Here is a 19,524-nt window from a genome sequence, read left to right as displayed (position 1 = left end):
CTCCTCAGGCCGCGCCTAATTACTCGAACCAATGGGCTCGGGCGGCCATGATCAACTTGCCGGCACGATCATCGTCAATGCCGTCGATGTCGAGCAGATCGTCAATAGACTGCTCGGCCAGGTCTTCGCGGGTAATTACGCCGCGCACCGCCAGTTCCATCGCCAAATCCTTGTCCATACCCTCAAGCGAGAGCAGGTCTTCGGCCGGATGGGCGTCTGCCAGCTTTTCCTCAGTAGCGATGGCTTTAGTCAACAAACGATCCTTGGCCCGAGCGCGAAGCTCGTTGACGGTGTCTTCGTCAAAGCCATCGATGTTGAGCATTTCTTCCAACGGTACGTAGGCAATCTCTTCCAGGCTGGTGAAGCCTTCATCTACCAGCACCTGCGCCAGGTCTTCGTCGACTTCCAGCTCGTCGATGAAGTTGCGCAGGATGTCACCGGTTTCAGCTTGCTGCTTAGCCTGGATGTCCGATTCGGTCATCACGTTCAGGGTCCAGCCGGTCAGTTGGCTGGCCAGACGCACGTTCTGACCACCACGACCAATGGCCTGAGCCAGATTGTCTGCGCCAACGGCGATGTCCATGGCATGGGCATCTTCGTCAACGATAATTGCCGCCACTTCAGCCGGCGACATGGCGTTGATCACGAACTGCGCCGGGTTATCGTCCCACAGGACGATATCCACACGCTCACCGCCCAACTCGCCCGACACTGCCTGGACGCGCGAACCGCGCATACCAATGCAAGCGCCCTGCGGGTCGATGCGTTTGTCCTTGGAACGGACCGCGATCTTGGCGCGCGAACCCGGGTCGCGGGACGCAGCCATGACTTCGATCAGGCCTTCGGCGATTTCCGGCACTTCGATGCGGAACAGTTCAATCAGCATTTCCGGCGCGGTACGCGACAGGATCAACTGAGGACCGCGGTTCTCGGTGCGGATTTCCTTGAGCAGCGCACGCAGACGCACGCCGACACGGAAGGTTTCGCGAGAAATGATGTCTTCGCGGGCCAGCAACGCTTCGGCGTTGTTGCCCAGGTCGACGATCACGTTGTCGCGGGTAACTTTTTTCACGGTGCCGGAGATGATTTCACCCAGGCGCTCGCGATAGGCGTCAACGACTTGAGCGCGCTCGGCCTCGCGAACCTTCTGCACAATGACCTGCTTGGCAGTTTGTGCAGCAATACGGCCGAACTCGATCGATTCGATCTTTTCTTCGACAACATCACCGACCTTGGCGCCAGGGTGCGTTTCAGCGACCTTGCTCGGCCAGGTTTCGATGGCCGGATCATCAAGATCGGCTTCTTCAACGACCGTCCAGCGACGGAAAGTTTCATAGGCACCGGTGTGGCGGTTGATTTCCACACGCAGATCAACTTCGTCTTCAAAACGCTTTTTGGTCGCAGTGGCCAGGGCCAGCTCCAGCGCTTCAAAAATCACGTTTGCCGGTACGCCCTTTTCATTGGATACCGACTCAACAACCAGCAGTACTTCTTTGCTCATCGTACGCCTCGCCTTTCGCAAGCCATTGGATCCGCGGGATCCGCGTCTCAGTCAAAACTGGGAATAATGTTGGCCTTGTCGATCATATCGATCGGCAACAGGAACTCATGGTCTTCTACTTGCACCACGACATCCTGCTCTTCTACACCGCGCAGAAGGCCCTGAAAATTGCGTCGCCCTTCAAAGGGAGATCGCAGCTTGATTTTCACTTGTCCACCGGCAAATTTTGCAAACTGCTCGAGAGTGAACAGTGGGCGTTCCATGCCAGGCGAGGAAACTTCGAGGGTGTACTCAACGGCGATTGGATCTTCAACATCCAGGACACCACTGATCTGACGGCTGACAATGGCACAATCGTCCACCAGCACGCCGCCCTCTTTATCAATATAAACGCGCAACATTGAGTGGCGACCTTGAGCCGAAAACTCAATACCCCAGCATTCATAGCCCAGGGCCACGACCACCGGGGCCAGCAAGGCCTGCAACTCTTCTAGCTTGCTCGACACCTGAACCCCCTCGTGCATGTATGTGCATGCTGTGCAAAATAAAAAAATGGGCGAAACGCCCATCCTTGAAACGCCGTCGAATAGCGGCGTTGAAAGTGTCCAGCTAACAAAAAGCCCCTTAATAAGGGGCTCCGCTAAAACTGGTTGCGGGGGCCGGATTTGAACCGACGACCTTCGGGTTATGAGCCCGACGAGCTACCAGACTGCTCCACCCCGCGACAAAGCTGGGGCGGAAGTATACGACCGATCCCTTACAGGGTCAATGTAACCTTCCACCTACAAGAAAGCCCGCAACAGCGGGCTCTCCTGATAATTGGTACCGAGAAGGGGACTCGAACCCCTACACCCTATGGGCACAACCACCTCAAGGTTGCGTGTCTACCAATTCCACCACCTCGGCAATACAGCGTTTACAACCCTTCTTACTTCTGCTCTTGAGCTGGAGGCACGTCAGTCGCTGGAGTAGCCGACTTTTGCTCTTGAAGCACCGGGACATCATCAGAAGCCGGTTTTGCTTTTGGTACTTCCAACACTGCTGGGTTTGGCAAACCTACTTGAGTCAGCACATGAGCTTTCTCTTTAGCAAAGTAACCTAACCCTAAGCTGGTTATGAAGAAACCTGCGGCAAGTATAGCAGTAAACTTACTAAGAAAGGTAGAGGAACCTTGGCTTCCGAACACAGTATTTGAAGCACCTGCACCGAAAGACGCACCAGCATCCGCACCTTTACCCTGTTGCAACAAAACCAGGGCAACTACGCCCAGGGCAGCCAACAGATGAAAAACGACTACGACTGTTTCCAGCATTTTTTCAGTTTCCCGCGGCGCGACAAATCGCACCGAACTCATCTGCATTCAGGGAAGCTCCACCAATGAGCCCCCCATCGATATCCGGCATGCCGAACAGTTCGACCGCATTGGCCGCCTTCACGCTGCCGCCGTATAGAAGCCGCACACCTTGTGCGACCTCAGAATTCTCTGCCGCCAACTGCGCGCGGATAGCTGCATGCACATCCTGCGCCTGTTGCGGTGTTGCAGTCAGCCCGGTGCCAATGGCCCAGACCGGCTCGTAAGCGATGACTGCCTTCGCAAACGCACCAACACCCAGCTCCTCGATGATGCTGCCCAGCTGACGCGAGACAACTTCAAGAGTCTTGCCCGATTCGCGCTGTTCAAGGGTCTCCCCTATGCACAACACCGGAATCAAGCCACAAGCCTGTGCCGCTGCGAACTTGCGATTGAGTGTCCCATCCCGTTCGCCCATCAACTGACGGCGCTCGGAGTGCCCGACAAGCACGTAGGAACAACCCGCATCAACCAACTGACTTGGCGAAATCTCACCTGTCAGCGCACCTTGCATGGGTTCCATTGCGCAATTTTGCGCGCCGACCTGAATCGACTTACCTTTCAAGCCATCAACCACTTGGTTGATATGCAAGCAAGATGGAAAAACCGCGACATCAACACCGCTCGGCAAGGCCAAGTGACGAAGGCCATTGATCAGCTCAGCGACACTGGCGCGGGTACCGTGCATCTTCCAGTTACCAGCTACCATAGTGCGACGCATGCTGTACCTCGTCGGTCAAAGTGGGCGCAGATGTTACCCAACCACACCATCACTGGCAAGCCGAATTCAGGAGCAAACTTCAGTTACTAGTTTTGCCAGGTCTTCGGCATGCCCGCGAACCAGGGTTTCGTCCTCACCTTCGACCATGACGCGCACCAGCGGCTCTGTGCCGGACTTGCGCAGCAACACGCGCCCACGCCCCGCCATTGCCAGGGTCACGCGCTCGCAGGCCGCTTTGACAGCCGGGTGTTCGATCGGGTTGTCGCCACCGGCAAAGCGCACATTGAGCAGCACTTGCGGGCACTTGCGCAGGGCTTGACGCGCCTGGGCCAGGCTTTCCTGGCGACGGCGCAACGCCAACAGCACCTGCAGCGCGGCGATGATCGCGTCGCCCGTGGTGGTGTGCTGGAAGCACACGACATGCCCGGAGTTCTCGCCACCGATCTGCCAATTGCGCTCCAGCAGTTCGGCAATCACATAACGATCCCCGACATTGGCACGCACAAAAGGAATGCCCAGCTCGCCCAGTGCCAACTCCAGCCCGAGATTGCTCATCAGCGTACCGACGACACCACCCTGCAAGCGGTTACGCTCATGCAGGTCGCGGGCAATGATGAACATCAAGTCATCGCCATCAACCACGGCGCCGGTGTGATCCACCATCAGCACGCGGTCACCGTCGCCATCAAAGGCAATACCCAGGTCGGCATGCTCGGCCAGGACGGCAGCCTGCAATTGCTCCATATGCGTGGAGCCGCAGTTTTCGTTGATGTTCAACCCGTTTGGCTGGGCCGACAGCACCGTCACTTCCGCACCCAGCTCCTTGAATACGCTCGGCGCCACTTTATAGGTCGCACCATGGGCACAGTCGACGACGATCTTCAGCCCGGCGAAATTGGTGCTGCTTGGCACACTGCTCTTACAGAATTCGATATAACGGCCAGAGGCGTCGTTGATCCGCGACACCTTGCCCAGCTTGCTGGACTCGACCACCGTCATCGGCGCATCCAGCAGCTCTTCGATCATCAGCTCGATCTCATCCGGCAGCTTGGTGCCCTGCCCCGAGAAGAACTTGATGCCGTTGTCATCATGAGGATTGTGCGAAGCACTGATCACAATGCCAGCTTCGGCATGGAAGGTACGCGTCAGGTAAGCGATCGCCGGGGTCGGCATCGGGCCCAGCAGCATTACATCGGCACCGGCGGCGGACAAACCGGCCTCCAGCGCAGACTCAAACATATAGCCTGAGATACGCGTGTCCTTACCCACCAGGATGCGACACGCGCCCATGCTGCGGAACGCCATGCCTGCCGCCCAACCCAGCTTGAGCATGAAATCGGGGGTAATCGGAAACTCGCCGACCCGACCACGGATACCGTCGGTGCCAAAGTATTTCTTTGTCATAAGTGCTCCATCATTCTTATTCGGCCGATTCTACTGCGGCAATCATGCGGACAACATCCACGGTCTCAGCGACATCATGCACACGCAAGATACGCGCACCCTTGGTCACAGCAAGTGCCGCCAGCGCCAACCCACCATAAAGCCGCTCGCCCACCGGGCGATTCAGCGCCAGACCTATCATGCTCTTGCGCGAAACGCCGACCAACAAAGGTCGACCCAGGGCATGCAAGGCTTCCATATGCTTGAACAGACTTAGATTGTGCTGCAGGGTCTTGGCGAAACCAAACCCCGGATCGAGGATGATCTTGTCGGCAGCGATCCCTACGGCGGCGCATTGAGCAATGCGATCAGCCAGGAACCCGCTCACTTCGCCAACCAGATCATCGTAGTGCGGATTGTCCTGCATGGTGCCGGGCTCGCCCAGCATATGCATCAGGCACACCGGCAGGCCGGTCGCCGCGGCGGCGTCCAGCGCGCCATCACGCTGCAACGAACGCACATCATTGATCAGCCCCGCACCCAGGCGCGCCGTTTCGCGCATCACCGCCGGGGTCGACGTATCCACGGAAATGATCACATCCAGCTCGCGAGCGATGCGCTCGACGATCGGCGCCACCCGCTCCAGTTCCTCCACGGGAGAAACCACGCGAGCACCAGGCCGGGTCGACTCGCCGCCGACATCGATCAAGGTCGCACCCGCCGCCACCATCGCCTCGGCGTGACGCAACGCAGCATCGAGCTGATTGAAGCGACCACCATCGGAAAAGGAATCGGGGGTTACATTAAGAATGCCCATGACATGCGTATGGGCCAAATCAAGAACCCGGCTGCCGCAAGGCAACCGGGTGGAGGACGACGCAAAAGTCATTTCAAACCTTAGTGGTCAGCTGCAGGACCGCCGATCGGGTTTTCAGGGCGTTCGTTCTGAACCACTGGCGGCGTGCCAGAGGTGCCCGAACCACCTTCCCAATCGCGAGGTTCACGCGGTGTACGGCCCGCCATGATGTCGTCGATCTGATCGGCATCAATGGTTTCGTACTTCATCAGCGCATCCGCCATGGCATCCAGCTTGTCGCGGTTGTCGGTGAGGATCTGCTTGGCCGTGCCGTAGCACTGGTCAATGATGCTGCGCACTTCGGAGTCGATCAGCTTGGCTGTCTCACCGGAGAAGCTGGCACTTTGACCGCCACCGCCACGTCCCAGGAACACTTCGCCTTCTTCCTCGGCGTACATCAAAGGACCGAGTTTTTCCGACAGACCCCACTTGGTCACCATGTTCCGCGCAATCTGGCTGGCACGCATGATGTCGTTGGAAGCACCGGTGGTGACACCGTCGAAGCCCAGGGTCATCTCTTCAGCAATCCGGCCGCCGTACAGCGAGCAGATCTGACTGATCAACGCACGCTTGGAGAGGCTGTAGCGATCCTCTTCCGGCAGGAACATGGTCACACCCAGCGCCCGACCACGAGGAATGATCGACACTTTGTAGACCGGGTCATGCTCAGGCACGACGCGCCCCACGATAGCGTGACCGGCTTCGTGATAAGCGGTGTTCTGCTTCTCTTTCTCGGACATGACCATGGATTTGCGCTCGGCGCCCATCATGATCTTGTCTTTGGCCAGTTCGAACTCTTTCATTTCCACGATGCGCTTGCCGGTACGGGCCGCAAACAGCGAAGCCTCGTTCACCAGGTTGGCCAGGTCGGCACCGGAGAAGCCAGGCGTACCGCGGGCAATCACGGCCGGAGCGACGTCGTCGCCCATAGGCACTTTACGCATGTGGACTTTCAGGATCTGTTCACGACCACGGATATCCGGCAAGCCCACCACAACCTGACGGTCGAAACGACCTGGACGCAGCAATGCAGGGTCCAACACATCCGGACGGTTGGTTGCGGCAATGACGATGATGCCGTCATTCATTTCAAAACCGTCCATCTCCACCAGCAACTGGTTGAGGGTCTGCTCACGTTCATCGTGACCACCGCCCATGCCAGCACCACGATGGCGACCAACGGCGTCGATTTCATCGATGAAGATGATGCATGGCGCGTGCTTCTTGGCCTGCTCGAACATGTCGCGAACACGGCTGGCACCGACGCCGACGAACATTTCGACGAAGTCCGAACCGGAAATGGTGAAGAACGGCACCTTGGCTTCACCGGCAATCGCCTTGGCCAGCAAGGTTTTACCGGTACCCGGCGGGCCGACCATCAGCACACCGCGTGGAATGCGGCCACCCAGGCGCTGGAACTTGCCCGGATCACGCAGGAACTCGACCAGCTCACCCACTTCTTCCTTGGCTTCGTCGCAACCGGCGACGTCAGCCAGGGTGGTCTTCACCTGGTCTTCGGAGAGCAGGCGCGCCTTGCTCTTGCCGAAACTCATCGGCCCGCCCTTGCCTCCTGCACCGCCTTGCATCTGGCGCATGAAGAACATGAACACGGCGATGATCACCAGGATCGGGAAGCTTGCCACCAGGAGTTGAGTCCAGATGCTCTGCTGCTCAGGCAGCTTGCCTTCGACAATCACGTGGTTATCCACCAGGTCGCCGATCAGACCGTTGTCCTGGATTGCCGGACGAATGGTCTTGAAGCCGTCGCCATCGTTGCGCTTGCCGGTAATCACGTAGCCATCAACCGCTACGCGCTCGACCTTGCCATCCTTAACTTGCTGGATGAAGTCGGAATAGTTGAGGGTCTGCGGCTCGTTAGGGCTGGAGAAGTTGTTCATCACCGTCACCAGGACAGCCGCGATGATCAACCACAGGATCAGATTCTTTGCCATATCGTTCAATTAACTACCCTCTGAAGCAAGCTCCGCTACTGGCGCGCGCTTCGCATGATATTCACCGGCCTAACTTACTACATTACCTACAACTCTGGCAGGCGCCGTCTGTAACCCTTTGTGAAACTTTGACTACACAATATTCGTAAAGCTTCGTGACGAAAGCGATATAAAAAAACCTATCGACTCCCCTCAAACCTTCAAAGGCGCTCATCACTCGCTGCACCTTCGATACCGCGGAACCCCCGCGCCAGCAGATATTGCTCGCGAGACCGGTCCCGTGAGGAGTCCGGTTTACGCATCTGCACCTTATCGAACAGCTTGCGGATGTTCTTGTGGTACTCGTCGAAACCTTCGCCCTGGAAGACCTTGACCAGGAAATCACCACCCGGACGCAATACCCGCCCCGCCAGATCCAGCGCCAACTCGCACAGGAACATGGCTCGCGGCATATCAACAGCCGGTAATCCACTCATATTGGGGGCCATGTCGGAAATCACAAGGTCCACCTGCGAATTTCCCACAGCCTGCAGGATCTCAGCTAACACCGCGTCCTGGGTAAAGTCACCATGGACGAAGGTCACATCCGGGATGCTGTCCATCTCCAGGATGTCGGAAGCGATCAACCGGCCTTGCCCGCCAATCAGACGACTGGCCACCTGGGACCAGCCACCCGGGGCGGCGCCCAGGTCGATCACGCTCATGCCGGGACGGAACAGTTTGTCCTTGTCCTGAAGCTCCAGCAGCTTGTAGCTGGCCCGGGAACGGTAGCCGTCCTTTTGCGCCTTTTTGACGTAAGGGTCGTTGAAATGCTCTTGCAGCCACTTAAGGCTAGTTTTGGAACGGGCCACGGGCCACCTCGAAAATAAAACGGGTCGTGATTAACTGGGCGGTCCCGGACTCGCTCGGGTAAACTGGCCGCCGCTTTTTACAAGATCAGACGCAGGGGTCAGATTATGCCGCTCACTCAAGAGCAGAAGAAACAGTACAAATCCATTGGCCACCATCTGAAACCAGTTTTGATCGTGGCCGACAACGGTTTGACTGAAGGTGTGTTAGCCGAACTTGAACGCGCATTGGGCGATCACGAACTGATCAAGATCAAGGTCAACATCCTTGACCGCGAAGCGCGCCTGGCCGCCATTGCAGAACTGTGCAAGGTTGGCAAGGCAGACCTGGTTCAGGTCATCGGCAAGATGGCACTGCTGTATCGCAAGAACTTCAGCGTCAACAAGCAACTGTCGAACGTTCATCGCTTCAAATGACAACAAGGGTCACGGGCGTGCTTCGCGCGCCCCGCCACTCCACCCAGGCGCCGGTTGCATCACCAGCACCAAGCCGGAAAACCCTAGCACAAGATAGCTGAATAGCTGCCAGCGCAACGCTTCCGGCAGCCACACATGCACGATGCAATACATTGCACATGCATACAGCGCCATCAACAGCAGTTGGCCGCGAATATCCCGCCACAAACTCCCCAAGCCTTCGGCCTTGATCAGCACCAGCGCCTGAAGCGTCACGCACGCCGCCGCAAAACCCACCAGCAGCGCACTCAGTAATCCATCGATCTCATCGATCAACAACGGCGCCAGGCCAATCAGGCCCAACGCCGGTAACACGCCAATATGCAACAACCACAGGCCGCCCACCCACAGCATCTGGGCAAACTGCCAAAGCATGGCGCCCGCACGAAGCGGGCGCCGCCTTTCAGACATGGCGAACTTCAACAATCTCGTACTCGATCACGCCACCGGGCGTTTTCACAACCACCACATCACCCTCTTCCTTGGCAATCAAGGCACGGGCGAGTGGCGAACCGACGGAGATCTTGCCGAGTTTGAAGTCAGCTTCGTCTTCACCGACGATGTGGTACACCACGCTTTCGTCGGTTTCGACATTGGCGATTTCCACCGTGGTGCCGAAAATCACTTTGCCGGTGTGCGGGATGGTCGTGACGTCGATGATGACCGCATTCTGCATACGGCCTTCGATGTCACGGATCCGCGCCTCGACCATACCCTGCTGCTCGCGGGCAGCGTGGTATTCGGCGTTTTCCTTCAAGTCACCCAGCTCGCGGGCCGTACCGATGTCCTGGCTCAGCTTTGGACGTACGACCTTGGTCAGATGGGCGTGCTCCTCTTCCAGGGCCTTGGCGCCCCGAACGGTCATTGGGTATTTGATCATGCCTTCAATCCTGCGTGTAGATCCTGCAAGCGACGCACGGTCTTTTCCGGACCGAACTTGAGCGCTTCGCAGATAGCTTCGCCAGCAGCAATGGTCGTGGTGCAGTAGATCTTGTGCTGCAAGGCATTACGACGAATGGAGTAAGAATCCGCAATCGACTGACGACCCTCAGTGGTGTTGATGATCAGAGTGACTTCGTCATTCTTGATCATATCGACCACATGCGGACGGCCTTCCGTCACCTTGTTCACGCGACGCACTTTCAGACCCGCCGCTTCAATCAGCCTGGCGGTCCCGGCGGTGGCCACGATCTCGAAGCCCAAGTTGATCAGATCACGGGCCACGCCTGCAACCAGTGGCTTGTCATCGTCGCGCACGCTGATGAAAGCAGTACCGCCGGTCGGCAGCACTTCGCTGGCGCCCATCTGGGCCTTGGCGAACGCTTCACCGAAGGTATCGCCCACGCCCATCACTTCACCGGTGGACTTCATCTCTGGGCCCAGGATCGGGTCCACGCCAGGGAATTTGGCGAATGGGAACACCGCCTCTTTCACACTGTAGAAGTTCGGAATGATTTCCTTGGTGAAGCCGATTTCCTTCAGGGTCTTACCGGCCATCACGCGGGCAGCGATCATGGCCAGGGACACACCGATGCACTTGGACACGAACGGCACGGTACGCGAGGCGCGCGGGTTGACTTCAATGACGTAGATGTCTTCGCCTTGCAGCGCCAACTGTACGTTCATCAGGCCGACCACACCCAGTTCCAGGGCCATTTTCTTGACCTGTTCGCGCATCTCGTCCTGGATGTGCAGCGGCAGCGAGTAAGGCGGCAGCGAGCACGCGGAGTCACCGGAGTGAACGCCCGCCTGTTCGATGTGCTGCATGATTGCGCCGATGACCACGTCAGTACCGTCGCAAACCGCATCCACGTCCATCTCGATGGCGCAGTTGAGGAAGTGGTCCAGCAGCACCGGGCTGTCGTTGGACACTTTCACCGCATCACGCAGGTAACGCTTGAGTTCTTCTTCTTCGTAGACGATTTCCATCGCCCGGCCGCCCAGTACGTAGGACGGACGCACCACCAGCGGGTAGCCGATCTTGCTGGCCGCACGCAGGGCTTCGTCTTCGCTGCGCACGGTAGCGTTCGGCGGCTGACGCAGGTTCAGGCGCTCGACCATTTGCTGGAAGCGCTCACGGTCTTCGGCACGGTCGATGGCGTCTGGGCTGGTGCCGATGATCGGCACGCCAGCGGCTTCCAGGGCACGGGCCAGTTTCAGCGGGGTTTGGCCGCCGTACTGGACGATCACGCCTTTAGGCTTCTCGACGCGCACGATTTCCAGCACGTCTTCCAGGGTGACCGGCTCGAAGTACAGGCGGTCGGAAGTGTCGTAGTCGGTGGAAACGGTTTCCGGGTTGCAGTTGACCATGATGGTCTCGTACCCGTCTTCGCGCAGGGCGAGGGCGGCGTGTACGCAGCAGTAGTCGAACTCGATGCCCTGGCCGATACGGTTCGGACCGCCACCCAGGATCATGATCTTGTCGCGACCCGACGGCGCAGCTTCGCACTCTTCCTCGTAGGTGGAGTACAGGTAGGCGGTGTCGGTGGAAAACTCGGCGGCGCAGGTGTCAACGCGCTTGTAGACCGGGAAGATGTCCAACTTGTGGCGATGAGTGCGCAGGTTTTTCTCAGTCACACCCAGCAACTTGGCCAGGCGCTGGTCGGAGAAACCTTTGCGCTTGAGGCGGAACATGGTGTCGCGGTCGATGCTGGCCAGACCCAGGGTCTTGACCTTCTCTTCTTCCTTGATCAGATCTTCGATCTGCACCAGGAACCACGGATCGATCATGTTCATGCCGAAGATGTCTTCGACGGTCATGCCGGCGCGGAATGCGTCAGCGACGTACCAGATACGCTCGGCACCCGGCACGGTCAGCTCGCGCTTGAGCACGCTCATGCTTTCCGGATTGCTCAGGTCGAGCTTCTCGTCCAGGCCGCAAACACCGACTTCGAGGCCGCGCAGGGCTTTCTGCAGGGATTCCTGGAAGGTCCGGCCAATGGCCATGACTTCGCCGACCGACTTCATCTGAGTGGTCAGGCGCGCGTCAGCCTTGGGGAACTTCTCGAAGGCGAAACGTGGCAGCTTGGTCACGACGTAGTCGATGGACGGCTCGAAGGACGCCGGGGTCTTGCCGCCGGTAATGTCGTTCGACAGTTCGTCCAGGGTGTAACCCACAGCCAGCTTGGCCGCGACCTTGGCGATCGGGAAACCGGTGGCTTTCGAGGCCAGGGCCGACGAACGGGACACACGCGGGTTCATCTCGATCACGACCATGCGGCCGGTGTTCGGGCAGATACCGAACTGCACGTTGGAACCGCCAGTCTCCACGCCGATCTCGCGCAGTACCGCCAGGGAGGCGTCACGCAGGATCTGGTATTCCTTGTCGGTCAGGGTCTGTGCCGGAGCAACGGTGATCGAGTCACCGGTGTGCACGCCCATCGGGTCGAAGTTCTCGATGGAGCAGACGATGATGCAGTTGTCCTTTTTATCGCGGACAACCTCCATCTCATATTCTTTCCAGCCGATCAGGGATTCGTCGATCAGCAGCTCTTTGGTCGGCGACAGGTCCAGGCCGCGGGCGCAGATTTCTTCGAACTCTTCACGGTTGTACGCAATACCGCCACCAGTGCCGCCCATGGTGAAGGACGGACGGATGATGCACGGGAAGCCCAGGGTCTCGAGGACCGCATTGGCTTCTTCCATGCTGTGGGCGATACCGGAACGCGGGCACGCCAGGCCGATGGACTTCATCGCCTTGTCGAAGCGCGAACGGTCTTCGGCCTTGTCGATGGTGTCGGCGTTGGCACCGATCATCTCAACGCCGAATTTTTCCAGGATGCCTTCGCGCTCCAGGTCGAGGGCGCAGTTCAGGGCGGTCTGGCCGCCCATGGTCGGCAGCAGTGCGTCCGGACGCTCTTTCTCGATGATCTTGGCAACGGTCTGCCACTTGATCGGCTCGATGTAGGTGGCGTCGGCCATGGCCGGGTCGGTCATGATGGTGGCCGGGTTGGAGTTCACCAGGATGACGCGGTAACCCTCCTCGCGCAGGGCTTTACAGGCCTGGGCGCCGGAGTAGTCGAATTCGCAGGCCTGGCCGATCACGATCGGGCCAGCGCCGAGAATCAGGATGCTTTTTATGTCTGTACGTTTTGGCATGGGTTTGTCACTCAAATCCGCAGGTCAGTCGGCAAGCCGTCTTGAACAATCTTTGAAGAGCCTGCGGGGGCCACCGACAGTCGGGGCCGCCCGCAGGCCGCTCAGTCAGCGTCGCTTGGCCATCTCATTGATGAAACGGTCGAACAGCGGCGCTACGTCGTTCGGGCCCGGGCTGGCTTCAGGGTGGCCCTGGAAGCTGAACGCGCTCTTGTCGGTGCGCTCGATGCCTTGCAGGGAACCGTCGAACAGCGACTTGTGGGTCGCACGGACGTTGGCCGGCAAGGTCGTTTCATCCACCGCAAAACCGTGGTTCTGGCTGGTGATCATCACTACGCCGGTGTCCAGGTCCTGTACAGGGTGGTTCGCGCCGTGGTGGCCGTGCCCCATTTTCAGGGTCTTGGCGCCGGAGGCCAGAGCGAGCAGCTGGTGGCCCAGGCAGATACCGAACACCGGGATCTCGGTCTCCAGCACGTCCTTGATCGCCTTGATGGCGTAGTCACATGGCTCAGGGTCACCCGGGCCGTTGGACAGGAACACGCCGTCCGGCTGCAACGCCAGGACGTCGCTGGCAGGGGTTTGCGCCGGCACCACGGTCACGCGGCAACCGCGCTCGACCAGCATGCGCAGGATGTTGTACTTGATGCCGTAGTCGTAAGCCACTACGTGGTAGGGCAGATCAGCGGCGTCGATGGTCTCGTGGCTGTCGGTCTTCAAGTCCCAGACAGTGGAGCGCCAATCGTACTGTTCCTGGGTGCTGACGACTTTCGCCAGGTCCATGCCCTTCAGGCCAGGGAAGCCTTGCGCCGCAGCAATTGCCGCAGCCTCGGAGATATTCTCACCGACCATGATGCAGCCGTTCTGCGAGCCTTTTTCACGCAGGATGCGTGTCAGGCGGCGCGTATCGATACCGGCGATCGCCACAACGTTGTTGGCTTTCAGGTAATCGGACAGCGACATCGTGCTACGCCAGTTGCTCGCAACCAGTGGCAGGTCACGAATCACCAGGCCCGCGGACCAGACGCGATTGGACTCGACGTCTTGCGGCGTAGTACCGGTGTTGCCGATGTGCGGATAAGTCAGGGTAACGATCTGTTGGGCGTAGGAAGGATCGGTAAGGATTTCCTGATAGCCGGTCATGGCAGTGTTAAACACCACCTCTCCAACGGTTTGACCGTCGGCTCCAATGGCTTCGCCGCGAAAAATGCTGCCATCAGCAAGGGCGAGTATGGCTGGCTTAGTCAAGAAGACCTCCCGTAAATAAAGCCTGAAAGGGCGATCGCAGGTTGTAAAAAAGCGGAGTGACGTATGGACACGTCACCCCGCTTCTTCACTGAATTATTCTGCGCGCTTTTAGTGGACACACTAAAGCTGTAGCTTACAGAAAAAGGCTGTTTTGGTCCACCGCTAATGAGCCTTAAAGGCAGGAGAATGCGACAGGACGTCGCTTAGCGGGTAAAAACGGGGCCTTAGGATAATCCCGAGGCCCCATTTTAGCTACTGATTAGTGCAGATCCAGCACATCGCGCATGTCATACAGACCCGGCGCACGCCCATCCAGCCACAGCGCGGCACGCACCGCACCCTTGGCGAATGTCATGCGGCTGGAGGCTTTGTGCGTGATTTCCAGGCGCTCGCCTTCAGTGGCGAACAGCACGGTGTGATCACCGACGACATCGCCACCACGAACGGTGGCAAAACCAATGGTGTCACGCGCACGCGCGCCGGTATGACCTTCACGCCCGTACACCGCCACCTTCGACAAGTCGCGCCCCAGGGCATCGGCGATAGCCTCACCCATGCGCAACGCGGTTCCCGACGGCGCATCGATCTTGTGGCGATGATGGGTCTCGATGATTTCGATATCCGCCTCATCGCCCAGCACGCGCGCCGCCAGATCCAGCAGCTTGAGCGACAGGTTCACGCCCACGCTGAAGTTGGCGGCAAACACGATGGGAATATCCTTGCCCGCCTCGACCAGCAACTGTTTCTGCTCAGCGCTCAAGCCGGTGGTGCCGATCACCATGGCCTTGCCCGCCTTGCGGCAGAACGCCAGGTTTTTCAGCATCACGTCCGGCAGCGTAAAGTCGATCAGCACGTCGAACTCGTCCGCCACCTGCTCCAGGTTGCCGGACAACGACACGCCGATACGCCCCAGCGAAGCCAGCTCACCGGCATCGGCGCCGATCAGCGTACTGCCTGGGCGAACGATCGCCGCGGTCAGGCCGGAGGCCGGCGAGCGCTGCTGTACCGCTTCGATCAGGGTTTTACCCATGCGCCCGGCAGCGCCCATTACGGCTATACGTCGCATACTCAATTCCTTACAAGTCGCCGAAGAAGCGCTTCACGCCATCGAAGAAGCCCGTGGTTTTCGGCGAGTGGGAGTCGTCACCCTCCAGCGAACTGCGGAACTCTTCGAGCAACTCGCGTTGGCGACGACCCAGGTTGACCGGCGTTTCCACCGTGACACGGCACATCAGGTCGCCCGCACCGCCACCACGCACCGGCGCCACGCCTTTGCCACGGATACGGAACTGCTTGCCGGTCTGCGTCCCCTCAGGGATCTTGAGCTTGACCCGACCATCCAGGGTCGGAATCTCCAGCTCGCCGCCCAGGGCCGCATCGACGAAGCTGATCGGCACTTCGCAGAACAGGTGCTTGCCGTCGCGCTGGAAGATCGAGTGCTCGCGCACATTGATCACCACATACAGGTCACCCGTCGGGCCACCCTGAGTCCCCGCCTCGCCTTCGCCCGACAGGCGAATGCGGTCACCGGTATCCACGCCCGCCGGCACTTTGACCGACAGGGTTTTGTACTCTTCGACACGCCCTTCACCGTGGCAGGAATCGCACGGGTCAGAAATGATCTTGCCTTGGCCTTGGCACCGCGGGCAGGTTTGCTGCACCGAGAAGAAGCCCTGCTGCATGCGGACCTGACCGATACCACCGCAGGTCGGGCAAGTGATCGGCGAGGAGCCTTTCTTGGCCCCCGAACCGTCGCACGGCTTGCAGTTGACCAGCGTCGGCACGCGGATATTGACGCTGGTGCCGCGCACGGCTTCTTCCAGGTTCAGTTCCAGGGTGTAGCGCAGGTCGCTGCCGCGCTGGGCACCGCCACGCTGACCACCGCGGCCACCACCGAAGAAGTCGCTGAACACATCGCCGAAAATATCGGAGAAGTTCTGGCCGCCGAAGCCGGCACCGCCGCCACCCATGCTCGGGTCGACGCCGGCGTGACCGTACTGGTCGTAGGCCGCACGCTTGTTGGGATCACACAGGCATTCGTAGGCCTCGTTGGCCTCTTTGAACATTTCTTCGGATTCTTTGTTATCCGGATTACGGTCCGGGTGGTGCTTCATCGCCAGGCGACGGTAAGCCTTCTTCAGGTCCGCCTCGCTGGAACCGCGCTCCACACCCAATACTTCGTAATAGTCACGCTTTGCCATAAGTCTTTGCACTCTTAAGGACGTTCAGCCAGACCCTCCTGAGCCTTGCCGAACTCGTTGAGCCCCAATACAGGCCCGGACCCAACTCACGTCAATTCAACGATCCTGGTCATAACAGCTTTCAGCCAGGGACCCGGCCAAAAACGCGGTGACTGTCGCCGGAAAGCAGGAGCATTCCCGATCACACCGCCAGCATCCGAGCCTTGTCGCATGCTGTAAAAATTCGCATACCCCAGACACGCCAACGCGGGAGCAAGCTCCCGCGCGGCGACATCCTACCAGTCACCGCTTGATAGCGGTCAACCGGCCAAGCAGATTACTTCTGCTCTTTGACTTCTTCGAACTCGGCATCGACAACGTCATCGTGCTTGGCTTCAGGCTCTGCCTGATGCGCGGCACCGTCAGCTGGCTGACCTTGCTCGGCGTACATTTTCTGAGCAACCGGCGCGGAGACCTTCGACAGTTCCTCAACCTTGGCTTCGATGGCCGCCTTGTCGTCGCCTTTAACTGCGGCTTCCAGGGCAACCAAGGCCGCTTCGATTGCGGTCTTCTCTTCGGCAGTCACTTTGTCGCCAGCTTCAGCGATCATTTTGCGCGTCGAGTGAACCAGTGCGTCGCCCTGGTTACGGGCAGCCGCCAACTCTTCGAACTTCTTGTCAGCCTCGGCATTGGTTTCCGCATCACGAATCATCTGCTGAATTTCTTCATCAGACAGACCGGAGTTGGCCTTGATGGTGATCTTCTGCTCTTTGCCAGTAGCCTTGTCTTTGGCGCCTACGTGCAAGATGCCGTTGGCGTCGATGTCGAAGGTCACTTCGATTTGTGGCACGCCACGTGGTGCTGGTGGAATCTCGGCCAGGTCGAACTTGCCCAGGGACTTGTTCTGCGCCGCTTGCTTACGCTCACCTTGCAGCACGTGAATGGTCACGGCGCCCTGGTTGTCATCGGCCGTCGAGAACACTTGCGATTTCTTGGTAGGAATCGTGGTGTTTTTCTCGATCAGCGCAGTCATCACGCCACCCATGGTTTCGATACCCAGGGTCAGCGGGCTGACGTCCAGCAGCAATACGTCTTTCACGTCGCCGGCCAGTACCGCACCCTGGATGGCAGCACCCATGGCAACAGCTTCGTCCGGGTTCACGTCTTTACGTGCTTCTTTGCCGAAGAACTCGGTCACCAACTTCTGAACCAGTGGCATACGGGTCTGACCGCCGACCAGGATCACGTCGTTGATCGCACTCACTTCGATGCCGGAGTCTTTCAGCGCGATGCGGCAAGGTTCGATGGTGCGCTGAACCAGGTCTTCAACCAGCGCTTCCAGCTTGGCGCGCGAAATCTTCACGTTCAAGTGCTTAGGACCGGTAGCGTCTGCAGTGATGTACGGCAGGTTAACGTCGGTCGACTGAGCCGAAGACAGCTCGATCTTGGCTTTCTCGGCAGCTTCTTTCAGACGCTGCATGGCCAGCGGGTCACCCTTGAGGTTCATGCCGCTTTCTTTCTTGAACTCGTCAACGAGGTAGTCGATCAGACGGATGTCGAAGTCTTCACCACCCAGGAAGGTGTCGCCGTTGGTGGCCAACACTTCGAACTGGTGCTCGCCGTCAACTTCCGCGATTTCGATCACGGACACGTCGAAGGTACCGCCACCCAGGTCATAAACGATGACAGTGTGGTCGCCCTTGGCTTTGTCCATGCCGTAGGCCAGAGCGGCTGCGGTTGGTTCGTTGATGATACGTTTTACGTCCAGGCCCGCGATGCGGCCGGCGTCTTTGGTCGCCTGGCGCTGGCTGTCGTTGAAGTAGGCCGGAACGGTGATCACCGCTTCAGTCACCGCTTCACCGAGGTAGTCTTCGGCGGTTTTCTTCATCTTTTTCAAGATTTCAGCCGAGATCTGTGGCGGCGACATTTTCTGGCCGTTCACTTCAACCCAGGCGTCACCGTTGTCAGCCTTGGCGATTTTGTAAGGGACCATCTTGATGTCTTTCTGTACGACTTCTTCCTCGAACTTACGCCCGATCAGACGCTTCACCGCGTACAGGGTGTTGTGCGGGTTGGTCACCGCCTGACGCTTGGCCGACTGACCGACGAGGATTTCGCCGTCGTTGGCGTAAGCAATGATCGACGGCGTAGTACGCGCGCCTTCGGCGTTTTCGATGACTTTTGCAACGCCGTTTTCCAGCACGGAGACGCAGGAGTTGGTGGTCCCCAGGTCGATACCGATAATTTTGCCCATGATTTACTCTCCCGAAACTTGAATTTGGATGCCGCAGCAGTGGTGGCTAACTGCGGTAGCACTTAAACGCTTGACTTATAAATGGGGGCCTTGCGGCGTATTTCAAGCCTGCTCATCAATCGAAGGTGAAACCGGTGCAGGCGCCTTGCTGACCACGACCATTGCTGGACGCAGCAGGCGACCGTTGAGCTGGTATCCCTTCTGGAATACTTTCAACACGCTGTTTGGCTCAAGGTCATGACTTTCCTGCATCGCCATGGCCTGGTGATGCTCGGCATTGAACGGCTCGCCGCCTTGCGGATCGACAGCCTCCAACTGATAACGCTTCAGGGTGTCCTGGAACATTTTCAGGGTCAGCTCGATACCTTCACGCATCGGGCGGATGTTTTCGTCGTCCGGGTTGGACAACTCAAGGCCGCGCTCCAGGCTGTCGATGATCGGCAAAAGATCACCGGCGAATTTTTCCAGCGCGAACTTGTGGGCCTTTTCTACATCCTGCTCGGCACGGCGGCGGACGTTCTGCAGATCGGCGGCAACACGCAAAGATTGATCCTGCGCAGCGGCCAATTGCTCTTCGAGCACTTGCACACGAGTCGCCGGCTCATCACCGGCAGCCGAATTGGCGTCTGGAGTTTGCGTATCCTGCGTCTGTTCGTCAGCCATAGATTTCTCCTTTCAAAAT

Annotated in this window: 17 protein-coding genes and 2 tRNA genes; 1 reads left to right on the top strand and 18 read right to left on the bottom strand. The window is 58.7% G+C overall.

Going from position 1 to position 19,524, the window contains the following annotated elements:
- Window positions 1-19: 19 nt before the first annotated feature.
- From nusA to rlmE, 10 genes are all read right to left on the bottom strand, one after another.
- On the bottom strand, window positions 20-1,501 hold the full coding sequence (nusA, locus tag NR164_RS17065) for a transcription termination factor NusA (protein ID WP_008057419.1): 1,482 nt from the start codon (window positions 1,499-1,501) through the stop codon (window positions 20-22).
- Between the two features lie 47 nt (window positions 1,502-1,548).
- Window positions 1,549-2,007 carry a ribosome maturation factor RimP gene (gene rimP / locus NR164_RS17060; RefSeq protein ID WP_026140087.1) on the bottom strand — a complete coding sequence of 153 codons (459 nt, stop codon included), beginning with the start codon at window positions 2,005-2,007 and terminating at the stop codon, window positions 1,549-1,551.
- A 141-nt stretch (window positions 2,008-2,148) separates the two neighbouring features.
- Window positions 2,149-2,225, bottom strand: a tRNA-Met gene (locus NR164_RS17055).
- Window positions 2,226-2,321: 96 nt separating this feature from the next.
- Window positions 2,322-2,407, bottom strand: a tRNA-Leu gene (locus tag NR164_RS17050).
- A gap of 22 nt (window positions 2,408-2,429) precedes the next feature.
- Window positions 2,430-2,813, bottom strand: a complete 384-nt coding sequence (gene secG / locus NR164_RS17045) for a preprotein translocase subunit SecG (protein WP_010206600.1) — start codon at window positions 2,811-2,813, stop codon at window positions 2,430-2,432.
- 4 nt (window positions 2,814-2,817) lie between these two features.
- Complete coding sequence (tpiA, locus tag NR164_RS17040) at window positions 2,818-3,573, bottom strand: triose-phosphate isomerase (protein WP_046382042.1); 756 nt, start codon at window positions 3,571-3,573, stop codon at window positions 2,818-2,820.
- Window positions 3,574-3,639: 66 nt separating this feature from the next.
- Window positions 3,640-4,977 (bottom strand): phosphoglucosamine mutase, encoded by a 1,338-nt coding sequence (gene glmM, locus NR164_RS17035; protein WP_017847420.1) that lies wholly within the window; start codon window positions 4,975-4,977, stop codon window positions 3,640-3,642.
- Between the two features lie 16 nt (window positions 4,978-4,993).
- Window positions 4,994-5,845, bottom strand: a complete 852-nt coding sequence (gene folP, locus NR164_RS17030; protein WP_026140085.1) for a dihydropteroate synthase — start codon at window positions 5,843-5,845, stop codon at window positions 4,994-4,996.
- Between the two features lie 8 nt (window positions 5,846-5,853).
- Window positions 5,854-7,764 carry an ATP-dependent zinc metalloprotease FtsH gene (gene ftsH, locus NR164_RS17025; RefSeq protein WP_017847418.1) on the bottom strand — a complete coding sequence of 637 codons (1,911 nt, stop codon included), beginning with the start codon at window positions 7,762-7,764 and terminating at the stop codon, window positions 5,854-5,856.
- A 200-nt stretch (window positions 7,765-7,964) separates the two neighbouring features.
- The gene (rlmE, locus tag NR164_RS17020; protein WP_017847417.1) at window positions 7,965-8,615 is read right to left on the bottom strand and encodes a 23S rRNA (uridine(2552)-2'-O)-methyltransferase RlmE; all 651 of its coding nucleotides are present in this window, start codon (window positions 8,613-8,615) and stop codon (window positions 7,965-7,967) included.
- Window positions 8,616-8,720: 105 nt separating this feature from the next.
- Between rlmE and NR164_RS17015 the strand changes: the two genes are divergently transcribed.
- Window positions 8,721-9,029: a YhbY family RNA-binding protein gene (locus tag NR164_RS17015; protein ID WP_017139256.1), complete on the top strand. Its 309-nt coding sequence runs from the start codon at window positions 8,721-8,723 to the stop codon at window positions 9,027-9,029.
- A 9-nt stretch (window positions 9,030-9,038) separates the two neighbouring features.
- Here the strand turns inward: NR164_RS17015 and NR164_RS17010 are convergent, their stop codons facing one another.
- From NR164_RS17010 to grpE, 8 genes are all read right to left on the bottom strand, one after another.
- Window positions 9,039-9,443, bottom strand: coding sequence for a hypothetical protein (locus tag NR164_RS17010; RefSeq protein ID WP_017847416.1), 405 nt, complete (start codon window positions 9,441-9,443; stop codon window positions 9,039-9,041).
- Window positions 9,444-9,471: 28 nt separating this feature from the next.
- The gene (gene greA / locus NR164_RS17005) at window positions 9,472-9,948 is read right to left on the bottom strand and encodes a transcription elongation factor GreA (protein WP_017847415.1); all 477 of its coding nucleotides are present in this window, start codon (window positions 9,946-9,948) and stop codon (window positions 9,472-9,474) included.
- Complete coding sequence (carB, locus tag NR164_RS17000) at window positions 9,945-13,166, bottom strand: carbamoyl-phosphate synthase large subunit (RefSeq protein ID WP_017847414.1); 3,222 nt, start codon at window positions 13,164-13,166, stop codon at window positions 9,945-9,947. The genes greA and carB overlap by 4 nt, the downstream gene beginning before the upstream one ends.
- Before the next feature lie 105 nt (window positions 13,167-13,271).
- Complete coding sequence (carA, locus tag NR164_RS16995; RefSeq protein ID WP_046382040.1) at window positions 13,272-14,408, bottom strand: glutamine-hydrolyzing carbamoyl-phosphate synthase small subunit; 1,137 nt, start codon at window positions 14,406-14,408, stop codon at window positions 13,272-13,274.
- A gap of 259 nt (window positions 14,409-14,667) precedes the next feature.
- Complete coding sequence (dapB, locus tag NR164_RS16990; RefSeq protein WP_026140082.1) at window positions 14,668-15,474, bottom strand: 4-hydroxy-tetrahydrodipicolinate reductase; 807 nt, start codon at window positions 15,472-15,474, stop codon at window positions 14,668-14,670.
- 10 nt (window positions 15,475-15,484) lie between these two features.
- Window positions 15,485-16,609 carry a molecular chaperone DnaJ gene (dnaJ, locus tag NR164_RS16985; RefSeq protein WP_057005459.1) on the bottom strand — a complete coding sequence of 375 codons (1,125 nt, stop codon included), beginning with the start codon at window positions 16,607-16,609 and terminating at the stop codon, window positions 15,485-15,487.
- 316 nt (window positions 16,610-16,925) lie between these two features.
- Window positions 16,926-18,842 carry a molecular chaperone DnaK gene (gene dnaK, locus NR164_RS16980; protein ID WP_017847410.1) on the bottom strand — a complete coding sequence of 639 codons (1,917 nt, stop codon included), beginning with the start codon at window positions 18,840-18,842 and terminating at the stop codon, window positions 16,926-16,928.
- A 102-nt stretch (window positions 18,843-18,944) separates the two neighbouring features.
- A complete protein-coding gene (grpE, locus tag NR164_RS16975) occupies window positions 18,945-19,505 on the bottom strand; it encodes a nucleotide exchange factor GrpE (RefSeq protein WP_256823017.1) in 561 nt (186 codons plus the stop codon).
- Window positions 19,506-19,524: the final 19 nt, after the last annotated feature.

It is taken from the genome of Pseudomonas sp. Pse79 (genome assembly GCF_024519615.1).
GTDB classification, from domain to species: domain Bacteria; phylum Pseudomonadota; class Gammaproteobacteria; order Pseudomonadales; family Pseudomonadaceae; genus Aquipseudomonas; species Aquipseudomonas veronii.
This window is presented reverse-complemented; position numbering and strand designations above follow the sequence as displayed.